We start from the raw sequence: 15,329 nt of genomic DNA, 5'->3' as shown, positions 1-15,329 counted from the left end.
ATCCCGAGATCCAAGTTAAGAGCGGGCCATGGAGGCGGGCGTGGTAGCCGGCGTGGAATCGGCCGAGGGTTCGGCCGGCCCCGCGCAGCCGGCCGGTTCCGTCCCCGGCGGCGAGGTCCGGCTGCGCCTGCTCGGACCCATGGCGATCAGCCGGGCGGGCGCGGCCTTGTCGCTGCCGCCGTCGCGCAAGCTGCGCGCGCTTGTCGCCTATCTGGCGCTTGCCCCGCAGCCCGTGCAGCGCGCGCATCTGTGCGAACTGCTGTGGGACGTTCCGAACGATCCGCGCGGCGAACTGCGCTGGTGCCTCAGCAAGGCCCGCGCGCTGCTGGACGAGCCCGGCCGGCGCAGGGTCGAGACGGCGCAGGATACGGTGCGGCTGGACCTGGCCGACTGCCATGTCGATGCCATCGAAATCGGCAGTGCGATGCAGCAGGGCATCGCCCAGCTGGACTGCGGGCGGTTGCAAGCGCTGGCCGGGCTGTTCGCGGGTGATTTCCTCGAGGGGCTGGAGATCGACCGCAATCCCTTCTTCAACAACTGGCTGACCGCGCAGCGCCGGCGGCTGAGAGCCTGCCATGCCGCCGTCCTGGAGCATTTGGCGGCCAGCCTCCCGGCAGGGTCAGGCGATACCTTCGCCTGCCTGGACAAGTGGCTGCAGCTCGCGCCCTTCGACCGGCGTGCGCACGAGCTGTTGCTGGGCCTGCTGGCGCAGCGCGGCCAGTGGCGCGAAGGCGAGGAGCATCTGGCCGCCGCGGTGCGGGCCTTCGAGGCGGACGGGTTGGACTGGCGGCCCTTGCGCGACGCGTGGCGGGCGTTGAGGGGGCGGACGGGCCAGGCGCCGCAGCCGGAGGCCGCGCCAGGAGAGCCGCCCGAGGAGCCGCCCGCGCAGCGCGGGGGCCGCGCCTCGATCGCGGTGATGCCGTTCGTGGACCGCTCGGCGCTGGCCGGCGTGCGCGGCGGGCTGGCCGATGGCCTGGCCTATGACATCATCGCCCGGCTGGCCAAGCTGCGCAGCCTGTTCGTCATAGCGCAAGGCACGGTGTTCGCGCTGGACCAGCGCAACGTGGGGCCGGACGAGGCCGGCCGCACGCTCAATGTGGACTACGTGGTGAGCGGGTGGCTGCAGCGCCGGCAAGACCGCATCGCCGTGGCCGTTGAACTCATAGAAGCCCGGACCGCGCGCATCGTGTGGGCGGATGTCTACGACCGGCAGCTGGGCGATGCCTTGCTGGCCCTGGACGAAATCGGCAACCGGATCGTGGCCGCCATCGACATCGAAATCGAGGCCGCCGAGCGCAACCGCGCCATTCTGAAGCCGCCGAACTCCCTGGACGCCTGGCAGGCCCATCACCGCGGCCTGTGGCACATGTACCGCTTCAACCGGGCCGACAACGAGCAGGCGCGGCACTTTTTCGAAATGGCCTTGCGGCTGGACCCGACGTTCTCGCGGGCCTACGCGGGCCTGTCGTTCACCCATTGGCAGGATGCGTTCCAGCGTTGGGGCGCACAAGCGCCGGCCATCGACCTGGCGTTCGAAGCCGCCGGCCAGGGCCTGATCGCCGACGACCGCGACCCGGCGGCGCATTGGGCCATGGGCCGGGCGCTATGGCTGCGCGGCAGCCAGGATCAGTCGCTGGCCGAGTTGACGCGCGCCGTGGACCTGAGCCCGAACTTCGCGCTGGCGCACTACACCCTGGGCTTCGTCCACTGCCAGTCGGGCGACGCCGAGGCCGCGATAGGCTGGTCCGACCATTCACGCGAACTGAGTCCCTACGACCCGCTGCTGTTCGGCATGCTGGCCGTGCGCGCCCTGGCGCTGGTGCGCCTGGGCCGGTTCGAGGAAGCCGCCGGCTGGGCGCTGAAGGCGGCGGCCCGCCCCAACGCCCACGTGCACATCCTGGCGATCGCGGCCTGCTGCCTGGCGATAGCCGGCAAGGACGATGAAACCTCCGGCCTGCTGGCCGCGATACGCAAAACGCATCCCGCATATCGCGTGGACGACTTCCTGGCGGCCTTCCGCCTGGCCGGCGATGCCGAAGCGCTGTTCAGGGCGGGCGCCCGGCGCATCGGACTGGGCTGAGCCGGCGGCGGCGCGTTTCAGGCGATCTCCACCGCATCGCCGTTCAAGCGCGCCAGCCAGGTCCGCAGCCGCTGCTCCGGGTATTGCAGGCATACCCCGTCGGCAAGCCGGAAGTGCTGCTTGTACAGCGGCGAGGCCACGATGAGTTCGCCGCCCACGTGGCCGACGATGCCGCGGCCGATGACGTTGGCGCCGGACTTGGGGTCGCGGTTATCGATGGCATAGACGCCGTCGCCGGCGGCTTGCGGCACGTAGAACAAGGCGACCTGCGCGCCATCCACCAGCGCCACCACGCCGGAATTGGGCACCAGATCCTGGCGCCGGCATACCGGCCGCCAGTCTTGGGGTTCGCGGATCAGGGCGTCCATTAGGCAATCTCCTCGGTGATGGCGATGACGCGCGCGGGAGCGGGCCGGGGCTGGCCGCGTTCCTGCACGAACTGGATGCCGGGGTCGGCGCTGGCGTCGTTGACGAAGGTGCGGAAGCGCTTGAGCTTTTCCGGATCGTTCAGCGCGTTGGCCCATTCGCATTCGTAGCGATCGACCACCAGCTGCATCTGTGCTTCCAGCTCGGCGCACAGGCCCAGGCTGTCCTCCAGCACCACCTGCTTCAGATAGTCCAGGCCGCCCTCGAGCGATTCGCGCCACACCGAAGTGCGCTGCAGCTTGTCGGCGGTGCGGATGTAGAACATCAAGAGGCGGTCTATGGTGCGGATGAGGGCGGCGTCGTCCAGGTCGGTGGCGAACAGTTCCGCGTGGCGCGGGCGCATGCCGCCATTGCCGCAGACGTAGAGGTTCCAGCCGTTTTCGGTGGCGATGACGCCGATGTCCTTGCTTTGCGCCTCGGCGCATTCGCGGGTGCAGCCGGACACGGCGAACTTCAGCTTGTGCGGCGAGCGCAGGCCCTTGTAGCGGTGCTCGATGTCCAGCGCCATCTTGACGCTGTCCTGCACGCCGTAGCGGCACCAGGTGCTGCCGACGCAGGACTTCACGGTGCGAGTGGATTTGCCGTAGGCATGGCCGGTCTCGAACCCGGCGGCGATCAATTCCGCCCAGATGTCCGGCAGTTCATGCAGCTGCGCGCCGAACAGGTCGATGCGCTGGCCGCCGGTGATCTTGGTGTACAGCTGGTACTTCTTGGCGACCGCGCCGATGGCGATCAGGCCGTCGGGCGTGATCTCGCCCGCGGGGATGCGCGGCACGACCGAGTAGGTGCCGTTCTTCTGCATGTTGGCCATGAAGGTGTCGTTGGTGTCCTGCAGAGGCACCAGGTGGGGATCCTGGATCGGGCGGTTCCAGCAGGAGGCCAGGATGGAGCCCACCGCGGGTTTGCAGATGTCGCAGCCCTGCTGGCCGCGCCCGTGGCTGGCCAGGAGCTCGTCGAAGGATTCGATGCCGTTGACGCGCACGATGGCGTACAGCTCCTGGCGGGTGTGAGGGAAGTGTTCGCAAAGGCTCTTGTCCACGGCCACGCCGCGGCTGGCCAGTTCGTGCTCGACCACCTGCTTGAGCAGGCTGGCGCAGCCGCCGCAGCCGGACGCGGCCTTGGTGCAGCTCTTGACCGCGGCCAGGTCCGCGCAGCCGCCGTCGATCGCGGCGCAGACCGCGCCCTTGCTCACGTTATGGCAGGAACAGATGGCGGCGGCGGCGGGCAGCGCATCCACGCCCAGGAGCGGCGCACCCTGGCCCTGCGGCAGGATCAGGCTGGCCGGGTCCGCGGGCGGCGCGATGCCGTTCTGCACGTATTGCAGCAGCGTGTCGTAGTAGCTGTTGTCGCCCACCAGCACCGCGCCCAGCACGCGCTTGCCGTCGGCCGACACCACCAGGCGGCGGTAGCCGGCGCCGGCCTCGTCGATGTAGCGGTAGCTGCGCGCGCCGGGCGTGGCGCCGTGGGCGTCTCCGATCGAACCCACGTCCACGCCCAGCAGCTTGAGCTTGGTGGACATGTCGGCGCCGCTGAAGGCCTGATCGGCGTTGCCGCAAAGCGCCGCCGCCACCGTGCGCGCCATCTGATAACCAGGCGCCACCAGCCCGAACACGCTGCCGTTCCAGGCCGCGCATTCGCCGATGGCGTAGATGTGTTCATCGCTGCTGCGGCATTGGTCGTCGATGGCCACGCCGCCGCGCTCGGCCAGCGTCAGCCCGGCCTTGCGCGCCAGCGCCACCTGCGGCCGGATGCCGGCCGAAAACACGATCAGGTCGGTTTCCAGCGGGGCGCCTTCGGCAAAGCGCATGCGGTAGCGGTACTGCGTGCCGGGTTTGATGTCCTGGGTGGCGCGCGACAGGTGCACGCCCACGCCCAGCGCCTCGATCCGCGCCTTGAGCGCCGCGCCGCCTTGCTCGTCCAGCTGCACCGGCATCAGGCGCGGCGCGAACTCGACCACGTGGGCCTCCAGGTTCAGCGACTTCAGCGCATGGGCGGCTTCCAGCCCCAGCAGGCCGCCGCCCACCACCACGCCGCGGCGCGCGCCGCGGGCGGCCTCGCGGATCAGGTCCAGGTCGTCGAGCGTGCGGTACACCAGGCGCGATGCGCCTTCCGCGCCCGTGATCGGCGGCACGAAGGGATAGGAGCCCGTGGCAAGTATCAGCTTGTCGTAGGCGCTGCGGCCGCTGGCGGTCACGATTTCGCGCTGGCGGCGGTCTATCTCCAGCACGGGTGTGCCCAGGTGCAGGGTCACGCCTTCGTGTTCATACAGCGCGGCATCGCCCAGCGCCATCGATTCCGCGTCGCGCCCGTTCAGGTATTCGGACAGGTGCACGCGGTCGTAGGCGCGGCGGCTTTCCTCGCCGTAGACGTGGATGCGGTAGCGCGCAAGCGCGCCGCCGGCGATGAGTTGCTCGACGCAATGGTGACCCACCATGCCGTTGCCGATGACGACGAGGGTCTGCAGAGAATCGGATGCGGCCGCTACTTTCATGGGATGTCCCCGGGCTTGGGTATTCGGGTTTCAGAAAACGCAAAGGCGCCCTGGACCTTGCGGTCGGGGCGCCATTGCCGTTGCTGCTCAAGTTGTCTCGCCAGCCTTGCGGCCCGCGCATGAACCATCAAGCAAAGTCTGTGCCAGGGATGCCGATGACCATCGGCGCGCGCGGATCTTCATAGGGGAAGCGGACCCAGGATGGCTTTTGGCGCGCGTGTCGCGCGCCGCGCAGCTGCAGGCGGCGTGCGTCAAGGCGGTGCATATTGCCGTGCGTCGCTGCACCCGTTTGGCGCAGCGGATGGACCTAGGCAAACGCCGCCTGGACGGCGGCGAAGGCCGCGGCGACCAGGGGATCGTCGCGGCGGGAGGCCTGGGTGATGAAGGCGAGTTCGGCCTGGATCGCCAGCCCCTTGACCAGCACCAGCCCGCTGGCCTGGGACTCGCGCAGCGCGATCGAGTCGCGCGCCAGCGACAGGCCCACGCCCGAACGCACCAGGTCCAGCATCGAGGCTTCCTGGTCCACTTCGGCCACGGCGTTGGGCGCGACGCCCAGCGCGTCGAACTTATCCGACAGCAGCCTGTGGTGCACCGAATCCGGCGGCGTCCAGATCCAGGGCAGGGCGGCGATCGCGGCCCAGTCGCGGCCGGCCACCTGCGCGCCCCAGCCCTTGGGGGCGACGACGAAATAGGCGAAGGAGGCGAGCGGCAGCGCCTCGAGCCCGGCGGGAGCCGCGTCGCGCCCTTGCGGCCCGAGGGAAAAACCCACGTCCAGCTCGCCCGCCCGCACCTGTTTCGCCACCGATCCGGACATGCCGTGGCGCAGGGTGGGGCGGATCTTGGGGTAGTGCTCCACCAGGTATTGCAGCGTGGCGCCCAGGCGCAGGAATTCGGGATCGAGGATGGTGCCGATGCGCAGATCGCCCTGGACGGTGTCGCGCAAGGCGCCCAGGGCGCGCTGGAAGTCGTCGAGGGCGTCCAGGATGCGCTGCGCCGAGGGCAGCAGCGCGCGGCCGTCGGCATTGGGCGCCAGGCCCTGCGCCGTGCGCGAGAACAAAGTCAGGTCCAGCGCTTCCTGGAAGTTCTTCAACTGCAGGCTGAGCGCGGGCTGGGTCAGGTGCAGATGTTCGGCCGCGCGCGTCAGGTTGCCCTCGCGGGCCACGGCGGCAAAAGTGCGGATGTGCTTCAGGTCCATGGGGCGGTTCCCGGAGTAGGCGGCCAGCAAAAGGGGCTGAGCATTATTTAAGTTGCTTATAAACCGTTTTTCAACAATTCATTGGACAGTTCCGCCCGGCTGCGCGAGAGTCACGGTAGATGCCCGGCGCGTGCAAGGTCACCAGAGCCGGGTCGGCTCACCCAGTCCGTAGGCGTACCGCCCCGGCAAGAAGATAAGAAGAGCTTATGGAGACATACGACTACATCATCGTCGGTGCGGGCTCGGCCGGCTGCGTGCTGGCCAACCGCCTGAGCCGCGACCCCGCCGTGCAGGTGCTGCTGCTGGAGGCGGGCGGGAACGACAACTACCACTGGATCCATATCCCGGTCGGCTACCTGCATTGCATCGGCAACCCCAGGACGGACTGGATGTACCGCACCGAGGCGGAAGCCGGTCTGGGCGGCCGTTCCCTGATCTATCCGCGCGGCCGCGTGCTGGGCGGCAGTTCATCGATCAACGGCATGATCTACATGCGCGGCCAGCGCCAGGACTACGACGACTGGGCCGAACTGTCCGGCGATCCCGCCTGGGGCTGGGACCAGGTGCTGCCGGTGTTCAAGCGCAGCGAGGACTATCACCGCGGCGCGGACGAGTTCCATGGCGCAGGCGGCGAGTGGCGCGTGGAATCGCAGCGCCTGCGCTGGGACATCCTGGAAGCTTTCGCCGGCGCGGCCGAGCAGGAGGGCATTCCGCGCGTGCAGGACTTCAACCGCGGCGACAATTTCGGCTGCGGCTATTTCGAAGTGAACCAGCGCGGCGGCTGGCGCTGGAATACCTCCAAGGCATTCCTGCGGCCGGTGCAAAAGCGCCCGAACCTGCGCGTGATGACCGGCGCCCATGCCGAGCAACTGGTATTCGAGGGCAAGCGCTGCGTCGGCGTGCAACTGCGCCGCAACGGCCAGAGCGCGACCTTGCGCGCGCGCCGCGAAGTGGTGCTGGCGGCAGGCGCGGTCAATACGCCGCATCTGCTGGAACTCTCCGGCGTGGGCGAGCCCGCGCGCCTGCGCGAAAGCGGCATCGCCTTGCATCATGCCCTGCCGGGCGTGGGCGAGAACCTGCAGGACCACCTGCAACTGCGCGTCATCATCCAGGTGCAGGGCGTGAAGACGCTGAACCGCATCGCCTCCACCTGGTTGGGCAAGGCCGGCATCGGCCTGGAGTATCTGCTCAAACGCAGCGGCCCGATGAGCATGGCGCCGTCGCAGCTGGGCGCGTTCGCCAAGTCGGATCCGGGCCAGGCGCGCGCCAACGTCGAATTCCACGTGCAGCCGCTGTCGCTGGGCGCCTTTGGCGAGCCGCTGCATGGTTTTGACGCCTTCACCGCCAGCGTGTGCAATCTGCGGCCGACCTCGCGCGGCAGCGTGCATGCGCAGGGGCCGCAGGGCGCGCCCGCCATCACGCCCAGGTATCTGAGCACCGACGAAGACCTGCGCGTGGCGGCGGACTCGATCCGCCTGGTGCGGCGGATCGCGGCGGCGCCGGCCTTGCAGCGCTACCAGCCGCAGGAATGGCTGCCGGGACCCGCGTTCCAGACGGACGCCGAGCTGCGGGAAGCAGCCGGCAAGATCGGCACCACCATCTTCCATCCGGTGGGGACCTGCGCCATGGGACGCGACGCGGACGGCGGGGCGGTGGTGGACGCGCGGCTGCGCGTCCACGGCCTGGAAGGCCTGCGCGTCGCGGATGCCTCGGTGATGCCTTTGATCACGTCGGGCAACACCAATTCGCCGACCATCATGATCGCGGAGCGGGCTGCCGACATGATCCGCGAGGATGCCGCGGCCCGCTGAAACGACGCCGGGCGCCGCAGAAAAGAAAGCCGCCCTCTTGGGGCGGCTTGCTGGCGATGACGTCACTGCCTTCAGCGCAGCGAGCGGTACATCTCCTGGCGTTGCGGGTGGGTCAGCATCACTTGCCAGAGCTGGCCCTCACGCGAGCGGAAGAAGCCCGCGCAGCACATCAGGTAGTACTTCCACATGCGGTAGAAGCGGTTGCCATAACGCGATTCCAGGCCGGGCCAGGCGCGCTCGAAGTTGTCCCACCAGGCCATCAGGGTGCGGTCGTAATCCGCGCCGAAGTTATGCCAGTCTTCAATGATGAAGCGGCTTTCCACGGCGGTGGCGATCTCCCGGGCCGATGGCAGCTTGCCGTTGGGAAACACGTAGCGGTCGATCCAGGGGTCGGTGCTCTGGCTGGTGGCGGCGATGCCGATGGTGTGCAGCAGGAACACGCCGTCCGGTGCCATCAGGCGCTGCACGTTGCTGAAGTAGGTGTCGTAGTTCTTGGGGCCGACGTGCTCGAACATGCCCACCGACACCACCTTGTCGAAGCTGCCCTGCAGGTCGCGGTAGTCCTGCAGCAGCAGTTGCACCGGCAGGCCCTTGACCCGTTCCTGCGCCAGCGCCAACTGCTCCTTGGACACGGTCACGCCCGTGACCTTGACGCCGTAGCGTTCGGCGGCGAAGCGCGCCAGCCCGCCCCAGCCGCAGCCGATATCCAGCAGCGTTTCGCCTTCGCGCAGCTGCAGCTTGCGGCATATCATCTCCAGCTTGGCCAGCTGCGCCTCTTCCAGCGTCTGGGCGTTTTCCCAGTAGGCGCAGGAATAGATCATGCGGCTGTCCAGCATGGCCTCGAACACATCGTTGCCCGCATCGTAGTGCTGTTCGCCGACCTCGAACGCGCGGTGCTTGGACTGCAGGTTGAACAGCTTGTGGCGCAGGTGTTCGGCGATCAGCTTGACGCGCGCCAGGCCCAGCGCCGCCGACCCCATGTCCGCGCGCAGCAGGCGGGTGAACAGTTCGTCGAGCTGGTCGCAGTCCCATTCGCCGTCCATGTAGGATTCGCCCAGGCCCAGCGACCAGCTGGCGAAGACGCGGTCGTACATATGCTTGTCATGAACCTGGATGTCCCAGGGGCGGTTGCCGTTGATGCGGACGTCGGCCCGGGCCAGGATGTCCTGGAGCACTTTGGGAGGTTCGGGGGGAGGGGAACTGGCGGATTGATGGCCGGTGGCGGCCAGCGGCGAGGAAGGACTGCTCTGCTGCATACGGACTCCATATCAATTTTGGGATGACTGATCTGGCAATGCTTGAAACTTCCGACTCTGATCCTAACAGGTCCGCAACTCCAATTTAATGATTGGATCGCCTCGATAGGCAATGGCAATTCCGCGGCGGCGGTGCGATCCGGATGCCAGGATCGTAGCGACGACCGGGCCGATAGTCCAGAACCCCACGGCCGGGGTGTTGCGGCGGCGCAGCCCGCCGTCCTATAAGATACCGGCCTGGCGCGCCTTCGCCATGGCGCGCAACGACTTGTGGAGTGTATCGATGGTGGACGCCAGCCTGGAACCCCGTTTGAATTTCGTCACATGCGCCAGCCCGGCGGGACTGCACCGCATGGCCTACTGGGAATGGGGCGACCCGGCCAACGACCAGGTGCTGGTCTGCGTGCACGGCCTGACCCGCAGCGGGCGGGACTTCGATACGCTGGCGCGGAGGCTGGCGGGGCGTTATCGCGTGGTCTGCCCGGACGTGGTGGGACGTGGCCGCTCCGACTGGCTGGCCAATCCCGCGTTTTACACGGTGCCGCAGTACGTCTCGGACATGGTGACCCTGCTTGCGCGCCTGAAGCCGGCGCGGCTGGCCTGGGTGGGGACGTCGATGGGCGGCCTGATCGGCCTGGCGCTGTCGGGCGCGGCCGTGTTCGCGCGCGCCATGCTGGCCATGCGTCCGCACGCGGGCATGCTGCCGCCCGAGCAAGGCTTCCATCTCGACAAGCTGGTGCTCAATGACGTCGGGCCGCGCCTGGAGACGGGCGCCCTGGCGCGCATCGGCCAGTACGTGGGCGAACCCGGCGAGTTCGCAAGCTTCGAAGAGGCCGTGGCCACCATGCGCGCCAACTCCACCACGTTCGGCCCGCATACCGACGCGCAGTGGGCGGACTTGGCGCGCTATCTGTATCCCCGGCAGGGCGATAAGTGGGTCAAGCATTACGACCTGGCGCTGTCGCAGGCCCTGGCCGCGCAGACCCCAGAGGAACTGGCGGCCGGCGAACAGATCCTGTGGCGTTCGTATGATTCCCTGCCGTGCCCCGTGCTGATCGTGCGCGGCGCGGAATCCGACTTGCTGACGCGCGCCACCGTCGAGGAAATGCTCAAGCGCAATCCGCGCGCACAGGCCCATGAAGTGGCCGGCGTGGGCCATGCGCCCACCTTGATCGCGGACGAGCAGGTGGATCCGGTCGCGTCCTTTCTGCTGTCCTGACCGCGCCGTAAACAGGGGACGGCTCGGCGCTATCCACGCTGCCGGGCCTTCTCTACAATAGCTGGATGAACGCGCGCACACTGAACATCGATCTGCATTGCCATTCCACCGTCTCGGACGGCTCGCTCGCGCCGCGCGACGTGGCGCAGCGCGCGCATGCCAACGGCGTGGACGTATGGGCCTTGACCGACCACGACGAAATCGGCGGCGTGGCCGAAGCGGCCCGCGCGGCGCGCGAGCTGGACATGGACTTCGCCACCGGCGTCGAGATCTCCGTGACCTGGGCGGGCGTGACCGTGCATATCGTGGGCCTGCGCTTCGACCCCGAGAACGCTGCCCTGATCGAAGGCCTGCGCAAGACCCGCTCCGGCCGCGCCGAACGCGCCAAGCGCATCGGCGAACGCCTGGCGGAAATGGGCATGCCCGGCGCCTATGAAGGCGCGCTGCCGTTCGCAGGCAACCCCGAACTCATCAGCCGCACGCACTTTGCGCGCTATCTGGTCGAAGCCGGTTATTGCCCCGACGTGCAGACCGTGTTCACCAAGCATTTGGGCGATGACCGCCCGGGCCACGTGCCCATGCAGTGGGCCACGCTGGCGGAAGCCGTGGGCTGGATCCGCGGCGCGGGCGGCATCGCCGTCATCGCGCATCCCGGCCGCTACAAGTACACGCCGCTGCAGTTTGCCGCGCTGTTCGACGAATTCCTGCAGCTGGGCGGCCTGGGCATCGAGGTCAACACCGGCAGCCATACCCCGGAAGAGGCCCGCTATTATGCGGATGTGGCGCGCCGCTATGGATTCCTGGCGTCGCGCGGTTCGGACTTCCATAGTCCGAAGGAAAGCCGGGTGGACCTGGGCCGCTTGCCGGCCTTGCCGCCCGACCTTAAACCGGTCTGGCACGACTGGTTCTGACGCGGGCGGCGGCCGGGCCGCCTTGCCCTTCAAGCTATCGACTGTGACCGCGCCGAGACGGCGCAACCGCCATGAACAAAGCCTTTGTCAAAGAGTCGGACAACGAGGACGACGACGATCTGCCGCAAGCCCAGGCCCTGCCTGCCGGCACCAAGAACTACATGACGCCCGGCGGCTATGAGCGCCTGCGCGGCGAACTCACGCACCTGATGAACGTGGAGCGTCCTTCCGTGGTGCAGGTGGTGTCGTGGGCCGCGTCCAACGGCGACCGTTCCGAGAACGGCGACTATCTGTACGGCAAGAAGCGCCTGCGCGAAATCGACCGCCGCATGCGCTTCTTGACCAAGCGGCTGGATATCGCCGAAGTGGTCGATCCGGCCGCGCAGCCCAACCGCGACCAGGTCTTCTTCGGTGCCACGGTGCTGTATTCCGACAAGGCCGGCGAGGAACACAACGTGACCATCGTCGGTGTCGACGAGGCCGAGCCGCTGGCGGGCAAGATCAGCTGGATTTCGCCGGTGGCGCGCGCGCTGATCAAGGCCAAGGAAGGCGACACCGTGGTGCTGCGCACGCCCGGCGGGATCGAAGAGCTGGACATCCTGGAAGTCAGCTATCCCGCATAAAAGAAAACGGGCGCCAGCTTGTGGCCGGCGCCCGTTGGTGGGCGGGATCTGACGTCCCTGCCTCGGTTGGCGGCTTGCGCCGCCGTTCCCCTGGGGCTTGCTGCTTGTTCTTTGCGGCCTACTTCTTGCGATTGGCGATCGACTTTTCAGCCAGGTTCACCAGGTCTTCGCCGATCTGCTTCTTCCACTTGTCATAGACGGGCTTGGTCACCTTGACGAAGGCCTCGTGGTCCGCCTGCGACAGCGAGGTCACGGTCACGCCGTGGCCCGCGATCTCCTTCAGCAGCGACGGGTCTTCAGGCGTCACGCCCTTGCGCGCGATCACGATCTGCTGCTTGCCGGCGTCCAGCGCGGCCTGGCGCACGATGTCGCGGTCCTTTTCGGACCAGGAATTCCAGACCTCGCGGTTGACCACGAAGATCAGCGGATCGGCCACGTAGTTCCACAGCGTCAGGTATTTCTGGCCCACGGTGTAGAGCTTGGAGCCGGTGTAGATCGACAGGGGATTTTCCTGGCCGTCCACCGCGCCGCTGGCCAGCGCCGGCTGGGCATCGGCCCAGCTCATCTGCGTGGGGTTGGCGCCCAGCGCGGTGAAGGTGTCGATGTACAGCGGCGAGCCCACCACGCGCAGCTTCAGGCCCTTCATGTCCTCGGGCTTCTTGATCTCGTGCTTGGAGTTGCTCAGCTGGCGATAGCCGTTCTCGCCCCAGGCCAGCGGCACCACGCCGGCCTTCTCGATGAGCTTGAACATTTCCTTGCCCACGTCGCCCTGCACCAGCGCATCGATGGCGGCGTAGTCGGGCATCAGGAAGGGCAGGGAGAACAGGTTCAGCTGCTTGACCTGCGGCGACCAGTTGATGGTGGAGCCCACGGCCATGTCGATCACGCCCTGGCGGATGGCGGTGAATTCGCGCGTCTGGTCGCCCTGGACCAGCGAGGTGCCGGGATAGACCTTGATGTTGATGCGGCCCTGCGTGCGCTCGCGCACCAGGTTCGACCAGATTTCAGCGCCCTGGCCCCACGGGAAGGTGGTGCCGACCACGATGGAGAGCTTGTATTCGGGCTTGTAGTTCTGCGCATGCGCAGGCGCCATGCCGACGACGGCCGCCGCGCACAGGGCCGCTCCGATCAGGTTGCGGAATTTCATGTTGCGTCTCCTCTCTTTGCGTGTCTGTTGTTGTAGTGAATACCGGTACCGCCGGCCTTGGGGTCGCCCCTTGGGGGCGTCCCGTTTGGCCCTTTCAATAACCCAGCTTCTTGGGCAGCCACAGCGCCAGCTGCGGGAACACCAGCACCGCGACCAGCACCAGGAACATCGCGCCCAGCAGCCACACCACCCAGCGCACCGTCGACTCCATCGGCACGCGCGCGATGCGGCACGACACCATCAGGTTCACGGCCAGCGGCGGGGTGAACTGGCCCAGGGCGACCTTCAAGGTCAGGATCACGCCGAACCACACCGGATCCCAGCCATAGGCGTTGGCGATGGGCATGAGCAGCGGCACGAAGATCAGGAAGATGGAGATGCCGTCCAGGAACATGCCTACCGTCATCAGCAGCAGGATCAGCAGCGCCAGCACACCCCATTCGCCCAATCCGGAGTTGACGATGGCGTGGGTGATGGGATCGATCACGCTCAGGGTGGAAAGCGCCCAGGCGAAGATGCCGGCCAGCGTGACCACCAGCATGATGACGGCGGACAGCTCGGCGGCTTCGCGCAGGATGGTGTACAGGTCGCGCAGCTTGATGGTGCGGTGGATGAACATGCCCACGAACAGGCCGTAGAACACCGCGACCACGGCCGCTTCGGTAGGCGTGAACCAGCCCATGCGCATGCCGCCCAGGATCAGCACCGGCGCGGCCAGGCCCCATGAGGCTTCGCGCAGGCTGGCCCAGAAAGGCGGGCGGGGCAGGTGGGCTTCCAGCGCGCCCATCTTGTACTTGCGCGACAGCCAGACCGCCGGAATGATGAGCGCGAAGCCTGCCAGAATGCCGGGGATCATGCCGGCGGCGAACAGCGCCGGCACCGATGCGCCAGGCACCAGCACCGAGTAGATGATGAAGGCCACCGAGGGCGGGATCAGGATGTCCGTGGCGGCGCCGGCCGCGACCACGGCAGCGGAGAACGAGCCCGGATAACCGGCGCGCGACATGGCGGTGATCATCACCGCGCCCACCGCGGCGGCGCAGGCCGGGCCGGAGCCGGAGATGCCGCCCAGGAACATGGCCACGGCGATCGATACCAGCGGCAGCATGCCGGGGCCGCGGCCGACGATGGCGATGGCGAAATCCACCAGCCGCTTGGCCACGCCGGAGCGGTCGAAGATCGAGCCCACCAGCACGAACATGGGGATGGCCAGCAGCGGATATTTGGCCAGGCCGGCGTAGAAGTTTTGCGGCACGGTCAGCAGGCCATACCAGGGCGTGTCCAGGTTGGACAGCACGATGGCCACGGTTCCGCCCAGGCCCAGGGCCACGCCGACCGGCACGCCGATCAGCATCAGGACGATGAAGACGGTGAAGAGGATGGCGGCGATCATTGCTGATCCTGCCCGGCGGCGCGGCCGCTCTTGGCGATGCGGCGCAGCGTGCCGATGGTGCGCAGCGAGATCGCCGCGGCCATCACGGGCAGCCAGATCGAATACCACCAGGTCGGCACGCCGATGGCGGGCGAGGTCTCTTCGTAGATGTACTCGTCGGAAACCAGCTTCACCGACAGCACGGTCAGCAGCAGGAAGAAGGCCAGCACGCAGCTGTTGGAGATCAGCGCCATGATGCGCTGGCGGCGCGGCGAACCCGAGTCCGCCAGGATCTCGATGCGGATGTGGTGGTTGCGCACGAAAGCCACGCTGCCGCCGGCCATGGTCAGCACGATCAGCAGGAACACCGAGATCTCTTCCGTCCAGGCAAAGGACTGGTCGGTGAAGTAGCGCACCAGCACATTCAGGAAGGTAATGATGGCCAGGGTCGCCAGCAGGATCACGGCCAGCCAGTCCTCGATGGCCAGCGGCACTTTGACTGCGGGATCTGATTCGGTGGGAATGATCGGTTCGACAGGCTCGGCGGGGGCTTCGGGGCGGGACATGTGAGGCAGCGGCCAGCGCGCGGGTAGGCGCCATGCATTAATGGGGGTCGCTGCATCCTACCGTTGCGCCGTGGGGCCGGAAGTTCGTGTTTTCCCGCGGTGCGGGATAAGCGCAACATGTTGCGCCGCCGCATAAGCGCTGGGCTTGCGGCGCGGCTGGTGTTGGGAAAGGTTCGCAATGGCGGGAATTTGTCGTCGATATTGCTCTGCACCATCAAATCGCGGGATGCCT

At 67.6% G+C, this 15,329-nt stretch carries 12 protein-coding genes; 5 read left to right on the top strand and 7 right to left on the bottom strand.

All coding sequences use genetic code 11. From position 1 onward, the window contains the following. The first annotated feature begins 28 nt into the window (after positions 1-28). Positions 29-2,080, top strand: coding sequence for a transcriptional regulator (locus ACZ5YA_RS08170; protein ID WP_464092353.1), 2,052 nt, complete (start codon positions 29-31; stop codon positions 2,078-2,080). Between the two features lie 17 nt (positions 2,081-2,097). Here the strand turns inward: ACZ5YA_RS08170 and nirD are convergent, their stop codons facing one another. The 3 genes from nirD to ACZ5YA_RS08155 form a co-directional block, all read right to left on the bottom strand. Next, positions 2,098-2,448, bottom strand: a complete 351-nt coding sequence (gene nirD, locus ACZ5YA_RS08165) for a nitrite reductase small subunit NirD (RefSeq protein ID WP_464092352.1) — start codon at positions 2,446-2,448, stop codon at positions 2,098-2,100. Next, positions 2,448-4,997 (bottom strand): nitrite reductase large subunit NirB, encoded by a 2,550-nt coding sequence (gene nirB / locus ACZ5YA_RS08160; protein ID WP_464092351.1) that lies wholly within the window; start codon positions 4,995-4,997, stop codon positions 2,448-2,450. Before nirB ends, nirD begins: the two co-directional genes overlap by 1 nt. Before the next feature lie 307 nt (positions 4,998-5,304). Beyond that, on the bottom strand, positions 5,305-6,192 hold the full coding sequence (locus tag ACZ5YA_RS08155; RefSeq protein ID WP_059373670.1) for a LysR family transcriptional regulator: 888 nt from the start codon (positions 6,190-6,192) through the stop codon (positions 5,305-5,307). 206 nt (positions 6,193-6,398) lie between these two features. Here ACZ5YA_RS08155 and ACZ5YA_RS08150 point away from each other — a divergent pair, with 206 nt between their 5' ends. Continuing rightward, positions 6,399-8,003 carry a GMC family oxidoreductase gene (locus tag ACZ5YA_RS08150; protein ID WP_306637091.1) on the top strand — a complete coding sequence of 535 codons (1,605 nt, stop codon included), beginning with the start codon at positions 6,399-6,401 and terminating at the stop codon, positions 8,001-8,003. A gap of 71 nt (positions 8,004-8,074) precedes the next feature. Here ACZ5YA_RS08150 and cfa read toward each other — a convergent pair whose 3' ends face one another. Continuing rightward, on the bottom strand, positions 8,075-9,259 hold the full coding sequence (cfa, locus tag ACZ5YA_RS08145) for a cyclopropane fatty acyl phospholipid synthase (RefSeq protein WP_118932097.1): 1,185 nt from the start codon (positions 9,257-9,259) through the stop codon (positions 8,075-8,077). A 283-nt stretch (positions 9,260-9,542) separates the two neighbouring features. Between cfa and ACZ5YA_RS08140 the strand changes: the two genes are divergently transcribed. From ACZ5YA_RS08140 to greB, 3 genes are all read left to right on the top strand, one after another. Beyond that, positions 9,543-10,478, top strand: a complete 936-nt coding sequence (locus ACZ5YA_RS08140) for an alpha/beta fold hydrolase (RefSeq protein WP_464092838.1) — start codon at positions 9,543-9,545, stop codon at positions 10,476-10,478. Positions 10,479-10,543: 65 nt separating this feature from the next. Further along, a complete protein-coding gene (locus tag ACZ5YA_RS08135) occupies positions 10,544-11,389 on the top strand; it encodes a 3',5'-nucleoside bisphosphate phosphatase (protein WP_059373401.1) in 846 nt (281 codons plus the stop codon). Between the two features lie 71 nt (positions 11,390-11,460). Further along, complete coding sequence (gene greB / locus ACZ5YA_RS08130) at positions 11,461-12,012, top strand: transcription elongation factor GreB (RefSeq protein WP_059373400.1); 552 nt, start codon at positions 11,461-11,463, stop codon at positions 12,010-12,012. 118 nt (positions 12,013-12,130) lie between these two features. On the opposite strand, the gene ACZ5YA_RS08125 is transcribed toward greB, so the two are convergent. From ACZ5YA_RS08125 to ACZ5YA_RS08115, 3 genes are all read right to left on the bottom strand, one after another. Beyond that, a complete protein-coding gene (locus ACZ5YA_RS08125) occupies positions 12,131-13,159 on the bottom strand; it encodes a DctP family TRAP transporter solute-binding subunit (RefSeq protein ID WP_059373398.1) in 1,029 nt (342 codons plus the stop codon). 94 nt (positions 13,160-13,253) lie between these two features. Further along, entirely contained in the window at positions 13,254-14,552 is a 1,299-nt protein-coding gene (locus ACZ5YA_RS08120) for a TRAP transporter large permease (protein WP_059373396.1), read from the bottom strand. Then, positions 14,549-15,097 (bottom strand): TRAP transporter small permease, encoded by a 549-nt coding sequence (locus ACZ5YA_RS08115; RefSeq protein WP_059373394.1) that lies wholly within the window; start codon positions 15,095-15,097, stop codon positions 14,549-14,551. Before ACZ5YA_RS08115 ends, ACZ5YA_RS08120 begins: the two co-directional genes overlap by 4 nt. Between the last annotated feature and the right edge of the window lie 232 nt (positions 15,098-15,329).

This window comes from Achromobacter sp. JCM 18799 (genome assembly GCF_055395645.1).
The sequence above is the reverse complement of the archived record's forward strand: the minus strand, read 5'-3'. Positions and strand labels throughout refer to the sequence as shown.

What these genes read in the sequence shown, in the direction of transcription:
- ACZ5YA_RS08170 (WP_464092353.1), top strand. Translation starts at nt 29, where the DNA reads ATGGAGGCGGGCGTGGTAGCCGGCGTGGAATCGGCCGAGGGTTCGGCC.
- nirD (WP_464092352.1), bottom strand. Translation starts at nt 2,448, where the DNA reads ATGGACGCCCTGATCCGCGAACCCCAAGACTGGCGGCCGGTATGCCGG.
- nirB (WP_464092351.1), bottom strand. Translation starts at nt 4,997, where the DNA reads ATGAAAGTAGCGGCCGCATCCGATTCTCTGCAGACCCTCGTCGTCATC.
- ACZ5YA_RS08155 (WP_059373670.1), bottom strand. Translation starts at nt 6,192, where the DNA reads ATGGACCTGAAGCACATCCGCACTTTTGCCGCCGTGGCCCGCGAGGGC.
- ACZ5YA_RS08150 (WP_306637091.1), top strand. Translation starts at nt 6,399, where the DNA reads ATGGAGACATACGACTACATCATCGTCGGTGCGGGCTCGGCCGGCTGC.
- cfa (WP_118932097.1), bottom strand. Translation starts at nt 9,259, where the DNA reads ATGCAGCAGAGCAGTCCTTCCTCGCCGCTGGCCGCCACCGGCCATCAA.
- ACZ5YA_RS08140 (WP_464092838.1), top strand. Translation starts at nt 9,543, where the DNA reads ATGGTGGACGCCAGCCTGGAACCCCGTTTGAATTTCGTCACATGCGCC.
- ACZ5YA_RS08135 (WP_059373401.1), top strand. Translation starts at nt 10,544, where the DNA reads ATGAACGCGCGCACACTGAACATCGATCTGCATTGCCATTCCACCGTC.
- greB (WP_059373400.1), top strand. Translation starts at nt 11,461, where the DNA reads ATGAACAAAGCCTTTGTCAAAGAGTCGGACAACGAGGACGACGACGAT.
- ACZ5YA_RS08125 (WP_059373398.1), bottom strand. Translation starts at nt 13,159, where the DNA reads ATGAAATTCCGCAACCTGATCGGAGCGGCCCTGTGCGCGGCGGCCGTC.
- ACZ5YA_RS08120 (WP_059373396.1), bottom strand. Translation starts at nt 14,552, where the DNA reads ATGATCGCCGCCATCCTCTTCACCGTCTTCATCGTCCTGATGCTGATC.
- ACZ5YA_RS08115 (WP_059373394.1), bottom strand. Translation starts at nt 15,097, where the DNA reads ATGTCCCGCCCCGAAGCCCCCGCCGAGCCTGTCGAACCGATCATTCCC.